The sequence below is a fragment of the Mesorhizobium sp. M1C.F.Ca.ET.210.01.1.1 genome, from assembly GCF_004791585.1.
Classification (GTDB): domain Bacteria; phylum Pseudomonadota; class Alphaproteobacteria; order Rhizobiales; family Rhizobiaceae; genus Mesorhizobium.
In genome coordinates, this window is the sequence record NZ_SRUU01000040.1 from 1 (window position 1) to 12,796 (window position 12,796).

Sequence of the window (12,796 nt, forward strand, 5' to 3'; positions counted from 1 at the left end):
CCAGAAGCGAACCATCGACGACACCTGGCGACACATCGGACACCTCGTCGCCACCATAGAACCCGACGAATGCTCAAACTACTTCAACAACGCCGGATACGCTTCCGTCAAAACCTGAAGCGCTCTAAAGCAATTCCAGGAAAGGTGCGAGCGGCTTTCCGTCCGGAATTACGCGACCAGAGTGATGGTGGACGCGATCAGCAGCACGGCGGCGATGCCGACGAACAGGGCATAGATGCGCGGCCGGTCGAGCAGCAGCGCATTGCCCGAAATCCAGGCGGCAGTGGCGCCGCCGAGCGCGAACAGGAAGCCGTTGCGGTGGCCGAAGGTCATCGAGGCGGCCATCAGGCCGCCGATGATCAGCGCCCCGAACACGATGATGACGGCAACGGCGTATTTCTCGAAATCGTTGCCGGCGCCCATTGCCGGCCCCATCGCATTCAGATTCGGCAGGTCGTCCGGATCGAAGGGGTTGGCCGAGCCGTATTCGTCTTGACCGAGGGATTCGCGCATCATTCGTTCTCCGCTGAGCGGCAACAAACCATCAACGCTTGCCAAGTGCAACCGGCAACGCCGTCGCGCCGATGCGTTCGCCGCCCGGCTGGTGCCGACGTGCCACGGTTTCCCGGTCGGTCACAACGGTTTGGGGGCGCATGGGGTTCCACAGGCTTGATCTATCTGGAAAAATCGCTGCGCACGATGCCGTGCCGCTGCAGCTTGTCGTAGAAGGTCTTGCGCGGGATGCCGAGCGCTTCGATGGTGCGGCGGACGTCGCCGTCGTTGCGACCAAGTGTCTCGCGGATGATATCGGCCTCGTAGCGTTCCAACCGTTCCGGCAAGGGCATGGAGGCATCCGAATCGGCCAGCTGAGGGGACGGGCTGCCGCCAGTCTCCTCCAATCCGAGCACGAAGCGCTCGGCGAAATGGGCGAGCTCGCGGACATTGCCGGGCCAGTCGTGTTCCCTCAGATGGCGCTGGACCGCGGCCGGCGCCGCGGGCACCGGGCGATGGAAGCGGGATGCGGCGCGCTCTGCGAAATAACCGAAAAGCAACGGCACGTCGTCGCGGCGTTCGCGCAGCGGCGGGATAGAGAGCGTCACCACGTTGAGCCGATAGTAGAGGTCCTCGCGGAAGGCGCCGCGCTGGCTCGCGTCGCCAAGATCGACCTTGGCGGCGGCGACGACGCGCAGGTCGACCGGCCGAACCTCGTTGGTGCCGAGCGGCGTCACCTCGCGCATCTCCAGAACGCGCAGCATCTGCACCTGCGTCGCGGCCGGCATGCTTTCGATCTCGTCGAGAAACAGTGTGCCGCCGCTTGAATGCTCGATGCGGCCGACGCGCCTCTTCTGCGCGCCGGTGAAGGCGCCGGCCTCATGGCCGAACAATTCGCTTTCGATGACCGTCTCCGGCAGCGTGCCGCAATTGAGCGCGACGAAATTGCCCGTGGCGCGGCGGCTCCAGCGGTGCAGCAGGCTCGCCACCACCTCCTTGCCGGAACCGGTCTCGCCGGTCACCAGCACGTCGACATCGGTGTCGGCGATCTGTCTCAGCGTGCGGCGCAGCCGCTCCATGGCCGGCGTCTGGCCGATCAGCGGCAGGCCCTCCTGCGCCTGCTCGGCCGCTTCGCGCAGGGCGCGGTTCTCCATCACCAGGCGGCGCTTCTCCGCCGCGCGCCACACACTTTGCGCCAGCCGGTCGGCGGCGAAGGGCTTGGTGATGAAATCATAGGCGCCATCCTTGATCGCCTTGACGGCCATCGCGATGTCGCCATGCCCGGTGACGAGGATGACGGGGATGTCCGGGTCGAGGTCGACCACGCGATCGAAGAGCTGCAGCCCGTCCATCTCGGGCATGCGGATGTCCGACACCACGACGCCGGCAAAGCCGGCATCGAGGCCGGCAAGCGCCTCGCTTGCCGAGGAAAAGGCAGAGACGGAAAAGCCGGCGAGCTCCAGCGTCTGTTTTGTCGCCCTTAGCAGGTCGCCGTCGTCATCGATGAGGATGACGGCATTGCCGTTCGTCATGTCGGGCCTGCCGTCGAGAGATGGATGGTGAAGCGGCTGCCGCTCTCGCTGCTCGCCACCTCGATGCGGCCGCCATAGTCGGCGACGATGTCCTTGGAGATGACAAGCCCAAGCCCGAGCCCCCTTTCCTTCGACGTGTTGAATGGCGTGAACAGCGATTTCAGGATCGCCGGCGGGATGCCCGGCCCGTTGTCGGACACGATCAAGGCAACACCGCCGGCGGTTTCGCAGGCGGACACCTCGACCCGCGCATCGTCGCGGCCTTCCAGCGCTTCGAGCGCGTTCTGGAACAGGTTGATCAGCACCTGTTCCAGTCGCAGCCGGTTGCCCATGACCTTGAGCGACGGCCGCGGCAGCGTGATCGCCAGCGCCTCCAGCCGGCCGGCAAAGCGGCTCCTGAGCAGCACGACCGCGCCCTCGATGACGCCGCGCAGTTCGACCGGCTCGGCCGCCGTGCGGCCCTTGCGGGCGAAAGCTTTCAGCTCTTCGGTGATGGAGCCGATGCGCTCCGTCAGCGCGGCAATGGCGCCGAGGTTTTCCTCGGCCGGCGCCGTCTGCTTGCGCTCCAGGAAGACGCGTGCGTTGTCGGCATAGGCGCGGATGGTCGCCACCGGCTGGTTGATCTCATGCGCGACGCCGGCGGCGACCTGGCCGAGGGTCGCAAGGCGGTTCGCCTGCACCAGTTCCTGCTGCATCACCTGCAGCCGGGCCTCGGTGCTGCGGTGATCGGCGATCTCGGCCTGCAGCCGGTCGCGCGCGAGGCTGAGGTCCTGGGTCCGCTCGACGACGCGGCGTTCCAGCTCGGCGCGCGCCGCCTGCTCGGCGGCGATCCGCATCTGGGCGGACTGCCGGCGCCACAAAAGATAGGCGGCCAGAGCGAGGAGCGGAACGAGGACGCCGAGCGCCAGAAGCCGCATCTCGCGCTGCGCGGCGGCAATCGGCGCTTCCGCCGGCACGAGATAGTCGAGCCGCCAGGGCGTCGAAGGCACGGCCGTCGACAGCCGTAGATATTCCGCGTCGCTGCCGCCTGGAGTGATGGCGTGGACAAGCGCGACATCGGCGCTGAGCGCTTGTGGCTTGGTGATCGGCAAGGGCACCAGCGGCGCTTCGCCGAACTGCTGGCTGGCGCGGATGCCGGCCAGCACCGGAGCGGCCAGCGGCGCCGTCGTCATGAAGCGCCAGGAAGGCACGCTGGTGATCAGCACCACGCCATGGTCGTCGCTGACATAGGCCGGGCGGTTGGCCTCGTGCCAGTCGGCCTCGAGCTGGTCGAACTCCATCTTGACCACGACCACGCCGAGCGGTCCCGAGGCGCCGTCGACGCGGCGCGAAATGTAAAGGCCGGGGCGCTTGCTGACACTGCCGAGCGCGAAATACTCGGCCGTGCCGGACTGCATGGCGCCGGAGAAATAGGCGCGGAAGCTGTAGTCGCTGCCGACGAAGCTCACCGGCTCGCGCCAGTTGCTGGAGGCGATGGCGAAGCCGTCGGTGCCGGTGACGTAGAGCACCGAGGCCTTGGTGCCCGACACCAGCCCTTCCAGCTTGCGGTTGAGAACATCGATCGCGGCAGGGCTGCGCTGCGTCAGGGCGTCGTTTACCTGCTGATCCTCGGACAGGAGCAGCGGCAGCGCGCGCGGATTCTCCAGCACCGCGCGCAGCAGAGCGACTTTGAGGTTGGCGTCGGTGCGGCCTTGCGCGGCCAGCGCCTCGACCTCGGTCGAGCGGGCATAGAGCCCGGCGCCATAGAGCGCCGCCGCGACGATCGCGAGCGCCACCGCCGCAAACAGCAGCCACGCGCGCCGCGCCCGCCCGGCAAGCAGCTCGGGCGTCGGGGACAAGGCAGCAGCGGGGCGTTGCAGCATGCCGCATTTGTGCATGATTTCGCACAAAGCACAAATCAACCTATGCGGATCGTCGCACGGCGCGTTCAACAATACGGGTCGAGGGGCCGAAAAAATCCAGCAGAATCAATGAGCGGAGCTTCCAAGCGGAATCTGGCACGCGTGTTGCAAATGCATCCGCAGCAGCCGCGGGGCTGCGGAGGTCAACTGCCCCAGGGAGGTCGAGCGTCTCGATCGGGGCTGAACGGAGGACATCATGCAGACAGCAATCGCTGCCGCGGATCCGCGCGGCAAGGTTCCGTTTTACCGGCATCTCTACGTGCAGGTTCTGGTGGCGATCGCCGCCGGCATCCTGCTCGGTCATTTCTATCCCGACTTGGGCGCCTCGCTGAAACCGCTCGGCGATGCCTTCATCAAGCTGGTGAAGATGGTCATCGCTCCGGTGATCTTCCTCACCGTTGCGACTGGCATCGCCGGCGTTTCCGACCTGCACAAGGTCGGCCGCGTCGCCGGCAAGGCGATGATCTATTTCCTCGTCTTCTCGACGTTGGCGCTCGTTGTCGGCCTCGTCGTCTCCAACGTGGTCCAGCCGGGCGCCGGCATGCACATCAATCCGGCGACGCTCGACGCCACCAAGGTGTCGACCTTCACCGAGAAGGCGCATGACACCACCATCGTCGGCTTCCTGATGAACATCATCCCCGACACCATCACTGGCGCCTTCGCCCAGGGCGATATCCTGCAGGTGCTTTTCTTCTCGGTGCTGTTCGGCGTGGCGCTGGCGCTCGTCGGTGAGCGCGGCCGCCCGGTCGTCGACTTCCTGCAGGCGCTGACCGCGCCGATCTTCCGCCTCGTCGCCATCCTGATGAAGGCCGCCCCCATCGGCGCTTTCGGCGCCATGGCCTTCACCGTCGGCAAATACGGCATCGGCGCGATCGCCAACCTCGCCATCCTGATCGGCACGTTCTACCTGACGTCGCTGCTTTTCGTGCTGGTCGTGCTGGGCGCGGTCGCATGGTACAACGGCTTCTCCATCCTGGCGCTGATCCGCTACATCAAGGAAGAGCTGCTGTTGGTGCTCGGCACCTCGTCGTCGGAAGCAGCACTTCCCGGCCTGATGGCCAAGATGGAGCGCGCCGGCTGCAACCGTTCGGTGGTCGGCCTGGTCATTCCGACCGGCTATTCCTTCAACCTCGACGGCACCAACATCTACATGACGCTCGCCGCGCTTTTCATCGCCCAGGCGACCGACACGCCGCTCACCTTCGGCGACCAGATCCTGCTCCTGCTCGTCGCCATGCTGAGCTCCAAGGGCGCCGCCGGCATCACCGGCGCCGGCTTCATCACTTTGGCCGCCACGCTCTCGGTCGTGCCCTCGGTCCCGGTCGCCGGCATGGCGCTGATCCTCGGCGTCGACCGCTTCATGTCGGAATGCCGGGCACTGACCAACTTCGTCGGCAACGCTGTGGCGACCATCGTCGTGGCGCGCTGGGAAGGTGAGCTCGACCAGAAGCAGTTCGCAGCCGCCATGGCCGGCCAGTTGCCGGAAGAGGCAGACCTGTCGCTGTCGGAAGGTCTCCAACCAGCGGAGTGATCAAACAATTCCGGGAAACCGCCCAGCGGTTTTGGCCCGGAATTGAGCGAACAAAAAGAAGGCATCCTCCCAAGCTATGCAGGCCGCGGCTCGCCCGTGGCCTGTTCTTTTTGCCGGCCGCCGCATAGGCTGCGCGCGCCGGATTCCCGGCTGAACAGTCAACCGTGAGGGGCGGTCCATGAGCAGCGCGTTTCCCGAAATCTACCTCGTCCGCCATGGCGAGACGGAGTGGAGCGCGTCGGGCAAGCACACCGGCCGCACCGACATTCCGCTGACCGCGAAGGGGGAAGAAGCCGCGCGCGGCGTGGCGGAACGTCTCCAGGGCCTGACCTTCCAGGCTGTCTGGTCGAGCCCGTCCCAGCGCGCCGTCGACACCTGCCGGCTTGCCGGCTTCGGCGAGCGCGCCGTGAAGAAGGCCGACCTGCAGGAATGGGACTATGGCGCCTATGAAGGCGTGACGACCAAGGAGATCCTTGCCGGGCGCCCGGACTGGCAGCTTTTTCGCGACGGGTGTCCGAATGGCGAGACGGCAGCCGATGTCGGCGCCAGGGCAGATGCTGCCATAGCCGAGCTGCGCACCGTTGCCGGCAATATGCTGATCTTTTCAAGCGCGCATTTCCTGCGCGTATTTGCAGCGCGCTGGGTCGGACTGCCGCCGGCAGGCGGAGCGTATCTCGTGCTGGATACGGCGAGCCTCAGCATTCTCGGCTACGAGCACGACCTGACGGAGCCGGTCATTCGCCGCTGGAACCAGAAGTAGTCTGGCTCTCGCTATCGCTCGGTAAGATTGGCCAGCTCTTCGGCCGTGAGATGCCGCGCCTTGCCCTTGGCGAGATCGCCGAGCTGGAGCGAGCCGATCGCTACCCGCACCAGCCTTAGCACCTCGATGTCGAAAGCGCCGAGCAGGCGGCGGATCTGGCGGTTGCGCCCTTCGTCGAGCACGATCTCCAGCCATGCCGTGCGTCCGCCGCTGCGCAAGGGCTTGATCGAGCTTGCCGTCAGCAATTCACCATCGACGGCAACACCCTGGCGAAATTGCTCCAGCATCGCCTCGTCGGGAACGGAAGCGATCTGCACATGATAGGTCTTGGCGACATGCGAGGCCGGGTCGAGCAGGCCATTCGCCCAGCGCGTGTCGTTGGTCATCAAGAGCAGGCCTTCGCTCGCCTTGTCGAGGCGGCCGACCGGCGACACGAAGGGCAGGTCGAGATCGGCAAGGCAGTCGTAGACGGTGCCGCGGCCCTCTGGATCGTCACGCGTGGTGACCAATCCACGCGGCTTGTTGAGCATCAGATAGACCTTGCGCTCGGCGACGATGTGCTCGCCGTCGACGGTGATGCGTTCGCGGCCAAGATCGACACGCAGTGATGGATCGCGCGCAACCTTGCCCGCCACACGCACGCGCCCTTCGGCCACCAGCAGCTCGGCCTGCTTGCGCGAGCATAGCCCGAGCTTTGACAGCGCCCTGGCAAGGCTGACCTTCGCTGCGACGGGTCGTCGAACATTGTCGGGTGGGCGTGCCAAGGATTCCGCTTTCGAACTCAACTGCGAACGGATGCCACGTCGGGCGGCATCGCCGCAACCGTTCGATCACTGGCAGGGATCTTGGCCGCTCTTGCCGAGGAGAGTTCTCAGGCGAGCCTTCAAACTCCGTAGCGACACGCTTCGCCTGAGGTAGAGTTTGCGGATGCGCCGCCGCACGCGACGGACTGCTTGCCTGAGCGCGTCGTCCGCGTTTCGCGTTCCATGCCCGATGCGTATCGGCGGGCCGAGCTAGAGCCTGGACATCCGCGCCGAGAGCCTGAAGACGGCTGGCCGGTGCTCTGCATGACCGACGGCGGGGCCGTGATCGGCACCGCGGTCGATGCCGTTCGCGCGCAGGCCTTTTGTCTTTCGGGCACCAATGGCGGCTGGGGTTCATCGCGCCATGGCTAAAGCCGGGGCCGATCGGTCGCCGCGAAGTCACTGGTCCGGCGGCGCGCTCAACCGCCGGTAAGAGATGCCGTCGAAGGTTGCCGTCAGGAAGCTCTTGACCGACATCCTGCGCTTGCGCCCGTCGCTGCAGGCATAGACCGGCCAGCCGGCTTCGCTGCATTCGCTGGCCGTGCAGATATGGGTAAGGCAGTTGCCGGCGGTCAGCCGGAAGCCGCCCTTTCCGGCGAAGCCCTGCAGCAGGCTGCCGTCCGCCGAGCGCCACGTACGCTGGCGGAATTCCGGCCGCAAGGCGAGGGGTTCGATGGGGACGGCGAGGTTGCCTGTGCCAGTACGCGCCATCAACTGAAGACGGTAGCGGGCCATTCCGGTCGCATAGGCGGTCACGAGATCGGATTCACCCAAATAGGCAGCCGCCAGCTCGGAACGATCCAGGAGACGGGCCAGCCGCTCGCCAGCTCCTGTTGGCCCGACCAGGGCAGCAAGGGCGACAAAGGCCAAACAAGCGCGCACCATTTCGATTTCCAGCAGCCATGTATCTCAGGCCTGCCAGCGCCCCCGGCCGCCTTCCATACCATCCCGCCAATCGGTGCGCGGTGCAAGCTGCTGCTGGAGGTAACCGGAACGGATCACCCGGCGGGAGCCGGCGGCAGCTCGAACAGGGTGGCTCCGTTCTCCCGACCTTGATCGACATAGCCGATAACCCGGAACCATCTTGCGACGTCCGGTCCATGCAGCCAGCTGCGTGAATGTACGGGAAGGTTGCCGGCGAGCGCCTGGATATGGCGGATATGACGTTTGCAGAAGCGCACGGTTGCCGCACTGAAGAAATCCTCCTGTGCGGCAAACAGCGTGTCGGCGGCGTCGCCATGCTCATGCCAGGCGATGATGGCGACGGTCTTGTCGCCCTGGACCAGCGCATGCGCCCGGCCTTCCTTCAGGTTCATCATCAGATTGTCGTAGGCGGCCTTGCTGTCCTTGCCGGACGCCAGGTACTCGTCCGACATTCGCTTGGACAGGCCGTGGAAAACATCCTCGAGGTCCCCGACGGTCGCTGCGCGTGCTCTCATTTCTCCTCCTGACAGCCCGGCAGGTAGTTTGCCCTATCGATGGAGGATCACCAAGCAAATGAAATCCGCCATCGGCCCGATGCGCGCAAATGCATTTTCATCGCCGAGTGCCGCCTGCGATTTGAAGGGCGGGCCGAGATAGCGCGGATGGACCTGGGCGAAGAGATTGCGGCTATTACTCGCTCGAGCGAAGGAGAGGTGGAGGCCTTCGCCGAAAAGATGCGGCGGCGAAACCGCGGCCGAGCAAGGCCAACCGATCGATGCCGCGGAGCGTGGCGCACCGCCGTCGCCCCAATTCGGATCGCGCGGAAATTCCTGACCCTTCGCGATCGATCACGACCTCGCCGCCGGTATACGGCTCAAGCGGCCTTCATCGCACTACAGATTTCTTCGACCAGCATGGCGGCCGAAACCGAACCGGGGTCCGGATGACCGAGCGAGCGTTCGCCGAGACGCGCGGTTTTCTGCATGGCGCAAAGCGATCACTGGTCGGGATGACCAGACCCGGATTTCAGGCGGGAAACAGGAATGCCTGAGCGGGATCGAAGAAGATCCGCCGGCTCGCAGCGGCATCGGCGCCCGCCGGTTCGGCTGCATCCGAGGACGGCCTGACGTCGATCTCGTCGCCCGACCCGGTGCGGGCCACGACGCGCCGGCGGTCGCCGAAGAAGGCCGTATCGACGATCTCGACGGCGAGGGACGCGTTCCCCGACACGGGGGTCAGGCGGAACGCTTCCGGCCGCACCATCAATCTGGCCGTCTGGCCGCGGCTGAGCGCATGTGTCGCTTTCACGCCCTTGACGATCGAGCCGTCGGCCAGCCGCACCGTGGCCGCGCCGCTCTCGGTCTCCAGATGCTCCGCCGGCAGGAAGTTGGAATTGCCGATGAAGCCGGCGACGAACTCGCTCGCGGGCCTGAGATAGAGGTCCTCGCCGGTGCCGATCTGCTCGATGCGCCCTTCCTTGAACAGAGCGATCCGGTCGGAAAGATGCAGCGCCTCCTCCTGGTCGTGCGTGACGTAGAGGATGGTCACGCCCGTCTCGCGGTGGATGCGACGGATCTCGGCCTGGATTTCCTGGCGCAGCTTCTTGTCGAGCGCCGACAGCGGCTCGTCCATCAGAAGGATCGGCGGATCGTAGGCGAGCGCGCGGGCAAGCGCGACGCGCTGCTGCTGGCCGCCCGACAGCGCGCCCGGATAACGGTCGGCGAATTTTTCGAGGCGCACCAGCGCCAGCATGTCGGCGACCTTGCGCTTCACCTCGCCGTCCGGCCGGCGGCGCACACGCAGCGGAAACGCGACGTTCTCGGCGACGCTCAGATGCGGGAACAGCGTATAGCGCTGGAAGACCATGCCGATGTTGCGTTTGTGCGAAGGCACGGCAAGCAGCGACTTGTCTTCGAGCAGCACGTCGCCCGAGGTCGGGTCTTGGAAACCGGCGATGGCGTAGAGCGTCGTCGACTTGCCGGAGCCGGACGGCCCGAGAAAGGTGAGGAATTCGCCCTTGGGCACGTCGATGGTGACGTCGTGGACGGCGACGAAAGCACCGAACGTCTTTCTCACCGCGCGAATGGAAAGGAATGGCCGGGTCATCTGGAAGATCTTCTGCGAAGGAGTGCGGTCACGATCATCAGGCACAGTGTAAGGCCGACGAGCAGGCTGGAGGCGGCGGCGACGACCGGGCTGAGGTCGGCGCGCAGGCTGCCCCAGATTTTCACCGGCAAGGTCTGCAGGGTCGGGCTCGCCATGAAGATTGCTACCACCACCTCGTCCCAGGAGGCGAGGAAGGAAAAGATCGCCGCCGAGAAGATGCCGATGCGGATCGAGGGCAGGGTGATCCTGAGCCTTGCCTGCAGCGGGCTGGCGCCGCAGACGATCGCCGCATCCTCGATGGATTTGTCAAAGCCTTCGAGCGCGGTGGCGATCGGGATGATGGCGAAGGGCAGCGCCAGGATGGTGTGGGCGATGACGAAGCCGATCGTGGTGCCGGCGAGCCCGATGCGCAGGAAGAAGGCATAGACGGCGATGGCGAAGACCACGACCGGCAATACCATCGGCGTGAGCAGCAGCCCGCGCAGCAACTGCCGCCCGGGAAATTCGCCCCTGACCAGGCTGAAGGATGCAAGCAGGCCGACCAGCACCGAGAGGATGGCGGCCATCGCGGCGATCTTCGCGCTGGTCAATGCCGCGTTGATCCAGGCCGGGTCGGCCAGCAGTTCCTGATACCATTTGAGCGTCCAGCCGGTCGGCGGGAAGGCCAGCCACCGCGACGAGCCGAATGACAGCAGGATGATGAAGACCACCGGCAGCAAAAGGAAGGCGGCGACCAGCGCGGTGAAGGCTGCGAGCACCGCGCGCAGCCAGCCGAGCCGGTCGTAGTCGAGGAGCATCTCAAAGCCCTCCCGCGAGGCGCCTGGCGCCGACCATGCGCAACTGGAGCGCATAGAGAGCCATGGTGACGATGAGCAGGACGAAGGCGGCGGCGCTTCCCAGCCCCCAGTTGAGCAGCGACTGCACCGTCTGGGCGATCATTTCGGCCAGCATCATGTTGGAGGTGCCGCCGAGCAGCGCGGGCGTCACGAAATAGCCGAGCGACATGACGAAGACCATCAGCCCGCCGGCGGCGATGCCGGGAAGCGACAGCGGCAGCAGGATGCGGCCGAACGCCTGGAACGGGCTTGCGCCGCAAAGGGCTGCCGCGCGCAGCGTCATCGGGTCGATCGCGCGCAGCGCGCCGATCAGCGGCAGGATCATGAAGGGCAGCATGATGTAGACCATGCCGATGGTGACGCCGGCCAGGTTGTTGATGAGCGGCAGCGGCTCATGGATGATGCCGAGGCCCATCAGCGTCCTGTTGATCACCCCGGTGCGCTGCAGCAGCACCATCCAGGCATAGGTGCGGGTGAGAAGGTTGGTCCACATCGACAGGATGATGATGCCGAAGACGATCGAGCCGAGCGCCGGCGGCATGATGGCCAGCATCCAGGCGACCGGAAAGGCCACGACGATGGTGACGGCAGTGACGACGGCGGCGACCAGGAAGGTGTTGAGGAACACCCGCACATAAGTGCCGCTGCCGAACAGCGCGGCGTAGTTCTGCAGGCCGGGCTCGGGATCGGTGACGCTGCGCAGCAACAGCGCCACCACCGGGACGACGAAGAACAGGCCGACCAGGGTGAGGGCCGGCAAAGCGCCGCCGCTGCCGGCCATCGAGCCGCGTCTGAGGGGAGTTCCTTGCATCAAGCGGGGTCCCGTTGTACCGACAGGGCGCGGCTTTCCGCGCCCCGCCGGTATCAAGTGGCGGCTACTTGGTCTGCCAGGCGTACCAGCGCGTGGCGATCTCGTCGCGATGCTCGGCCCAGTAGTTCATGTCGAGATTGATCTGGCCGTCGACATGCGCGTCGGGCAGGCCTTTCACCACGTCGGCGGGCATCTCGGCCTTGGCCTTGGTGTTGATCGGCGCGTAGCCGCTCGCCTCGGCGAATTTCGCCTGGCCGGTCGGGCTGGTGGCGGCAGCGAGGAACTTCATCGCGCCGTCCTTGTTCTTGGCGCCCTTCGGAACCACGAGAACGTCGGCGGCGGTGAGGTTCTGGTTCCACGAGACGCCGACATCGGCGCCGTCCTTCTCCAGCGCGAAGACACGGCCGTTCCACAGCTGGCCGAAGGCGGCTTCGCCCGACGCAATGAGCTGCTGCGACTCCGCGCCGCCGCCCCACCAGACGATGTCCGACTTGATCGTGTCGAGCTTCTTGAAGGCGCGGTCGAGGTCGAGCGGATAGAGCTTGTCGGCGGGCACGCCGTCGGCGAGCAGCGCGATCTCGATCACGCCCGGAGCCGACCATTTATAGAAGGTGCGTTTGCCGGGAAACTTCTTGGTGTCGAACATATCGGCCCAGCTCGTCGGCTCGCCCGAGACGGCGCCCTTGTTCCAGGCGAGAACGAAGGAATAGTAGAAGCTGCCGACGGCATGTTCGTTGCTGAAGCGCGGATCGAGACCGCCCTTTGGCACGGCGGCGAAGTCGATCGGTTCGAGCAGCCCGTCCTTGGCGGCCTTGATGGCGAAATCCATCTCGACGTCGACGACATCCCAGGTGACGTTCTTGGCATCGACCATGGCCTTGAGCTTGCCGTAGTCGGTCGGGCCGTCCTGCAGCACCTTGATGCCGGAGCTCGCCGTGAACGGCTCCGCCCAGGACTTGGTCTGCGCTTCCTGCGTGGTGCCGCCCCAGCTGGTGAACACCATTTCGTCGGCCTTGGCGGCTGTCGCCGCCAGCAACCCGGCGAGGACGCCGACTAAGATCAGTTTCATGTCATTCTCCTCTGATTTCTCTGTTCCG

12 protein-coding genes and 1 pseudogene are annotated in these 12,796 nt (G+C 65.8%); 3 read left to right on the forward strand and 10 right to left on the reverse strand.

Annotated elements, in window-relative coordinates:
• Window positions 1–118 (forward strand): annotated as a pseudogene (locus EN853_RS29375) (IS630 family transposase); the annotation flags it as partial.
• A 50-nt stretch (window positions 119–168) separates the two neighbouring features.
• Here the strand turns inward: EN853_RS29375 and EN853_RS29380 are convergent.
• The 3 genes from EN853_RS29380 to EN853_RS29390 form a co-directional block, all read right to left on the reverse strand.
• Window positions 169–516, reverse strand: a complete 348-nt coding sequence (locus EN853_RS29380) for a hypothetical protein (RefSeq protein WP_167524647.1) — start codon at window positions 514–516, stop codon at window positions 169–171.
• A gap of 158 nt (window positions 517–674) precedes the next feature.
• Window positions 675–2,024 (reverse strand): sigma-54 dependent transcriptional regulator, encoded by a 1,350-nt coding sequence (locus EN853_RS29385; RefSeq protein WP_127862579.1) that lies wholly within the window; start codon window positions 2,022–2,024, stop codon window positions 675–677.
• Window positions 2,021–3,886, reverse strand: coding sequence for an ATP-binding protein (locus EN853_RS29390; RefSeq protein WP_127862578.1), 1,866 nt, complete (start codon window positions 3,884–3,886; stop codon window positions 2,021–2,023). The genes EN853_RS29385 and EN853_RS29390 overlap by 4 nt, the downstream gene beginning before the upstream one ends.
• A gap of 235 nt (window positions 3,887–4,121) precedes the next feature.
• Here EN853_RS29390 and EN853_RS29395 point away from each other — a divergent pair, with 235 nt between their 5' ends.
• A complete protein-coding gene (locus EN853_RS29395; protein ID WP_127862577.1) occupies window positions 4,122–5,459 on the forward strand; it encodes a dicarboxylate/amino acid:cation symporter in 1,338 nt (445 codons plus the stop codon).
• Between the two features lie 178 nt (window positions 5,460–5,637).
• Complete coding sequence (locus tag EN853_RS29400) at window positions 5,638–6,219, forward strand: histidine phosphatase family protein (RefSeq protein WP_127862576.1); 582 nt, start codon at window positions 5,638–5,640, stop codon at window positions 6,217–6,219.
• 11 nt (window positions 6,220–6,230) lie between these two features.
• Here the strand turns inward: EN853_RS29400 and EN853_RS29405 are convergent, their stop codons facing one another.
• The 7 genes from EN853_RS29405 to EN853_RS29445 form a co-directional block, all read right to left on the reverse strand.
• Window positions 6,231–6,983 (reverse strand): pseudouridine synthase, encoded by a 753-nt coding sequence (locus EN853_RS29405; protein WP_127862575.1) that lies wholly within the window; start codon window positions 6,981–6,983, stop codon window positions 6,231–6,233.
• Window positions 6,984–7,421: 438 nt separating this feature from the next.
• Complete coding sequence (locus EN853_RS29415; RefSeq protein WP_245517227.1) at window positions 7,422–7,892, reverse strand: hypothetical protein; 471 nt, start codon at window positions 7,890–7,892, stop codon at window positions 7,422–7,424.
• Between the two features lie 128 nt (window positions 7,893–8,020).
• A complete protein-coding gene (locus tag EN853_RS29420) occupies window positions 8,021–8,461 on the reverse strand; it encodes a hypothetical protein (protein ID WP_127862574.1) in 441 nt (146 codons plus the stop codon).
• Window positions 8,462–8,972: 511 nt separating this feature from the next.
• Window positions 8,973–10,052, reverse strand: coding sequence for an ABC transporter ATP-binding protein (locus EN853_RS29430; RefSeq protein WP_127862572.1), 1,080 nt, complete (start codon window positions 10,050–10,052; stop codon window positions 8,973–8,975).
• Window positions 10,049–10,849 (reverse strand): ABC transporter permease, encoded by an 801-nt coding sequence (locus tag EN853_RS29435; RefSeq protein WP_127862571.1) that lies wholly within the window; start codon window positions 10,847–10,849, stop codon window positions 10,049–10,051. Before EN853_RS29435 ends, EN853_RS29430 begins: the two co-directional genes overlap by 4 nt.
• A gap of 1 nt (window position 10,850) precedes the next feature.
• Complete coding sequence (locus EN853_RS29440; protein WP_127862570.1) at window positions 10,851–11,699, reverse strand: ABC transporter permease; 849 nt, start codon at window positions 11,697–11,699, stop codon at window positions 10,851–10,853.
• 64 nt (window positions 11,700–11,763) lie between these two features.
• A complete protein-coding gene (locus EN853_RS29445) occupies window positions 11,764–12,768 on the reverse strand; it encodes an ABC transporter substrate-binding protein (RefSeq protein WP_127862569.1) in 1,005 nt (334 codons plus the stop codon).
• Between the last annotated feature and the right edge of the window lie 28 nt (window positions 12,769–12,796).

What these genes read in the sequence shown, in the direction of transcription:
- EN853_RS29380 (WP_167524647.1), bottom strand. Translation starts at nt 516, where the DNA reads ATGATGCGCGAATCCCTCGGTCAAGACGAATACGGCTCGGCCAACCCC.
- EN853_RS29385 (WP_127862579.1), bottom strand. Translation starts at nt 2,024, where the DNA reads ATGACGAACGGCAATGCCGTCATCCTCATCGATGACGACGGCGACCTG.
- EN853_RS29390 (WP_127862578.1), bottom strand. Translation starts at nt 3,886, where the DNA reads ATGCTGCAACGCCCCGCTGCTGCCTTGTCCCCGACGCCCGAGCTGCTT.
- EN853_RS29395 (WP_127862577.1), top strand. Translation starts at nt 4,122, where the DNA reads ATGCAGACAGCAATCGCTGCCGCGGATCCGCGCGGCAAGGTTCCGTTT.
- EN853_RS29400 (WP_127862576.1), top strand. Translation starts at nt 5,638, where the DNA reads ATGAGCAGCGCGTTTCCCGAAATCTACCTCGTCCGCCATGGCGAGACG.
- EN853_RS29420 (WP_127862574.1), bottom strand. Translation starts at nt 8,461, where the DNA reads ATGAGAGCACGCGCAGCGACCGTCGGGGACCTCGAGGATGTTTTCCAC.
- EN853_RS29430 (WP_127862572.1), bottom strand. Translation starts at nt 10,052, where the DNA reads ATGACCCGGCCATTCCTTTCCATTCGCGCGGTGAGAAAGACGTTCGGT.
- EN853_RS29435 (WP_127862571.1), bottom strand. Translation starts at nt 10,849, where the DNA reads ATGCTCCTCGACTACGACCGGCTCGGCTGGCTGCGCGCGGTGCTCGCA.
- EN853_RS29440 (WP_127862570.1), bottom strand. Translation starts at nt 11,699, where the DNA reads ATGCAAGGAACTCCCCTCAGACGCGGCTCGATGGCCGGCAGCGGCGGC.
- EN853_RS29445 (WP_127862569.1), bottom strand. Translation starts at nt 12,768, where the DNA reads ATGAAACTGATCTTAGTCGGCGTCCTCGCCGGGTTGCTGGCGGCGACA.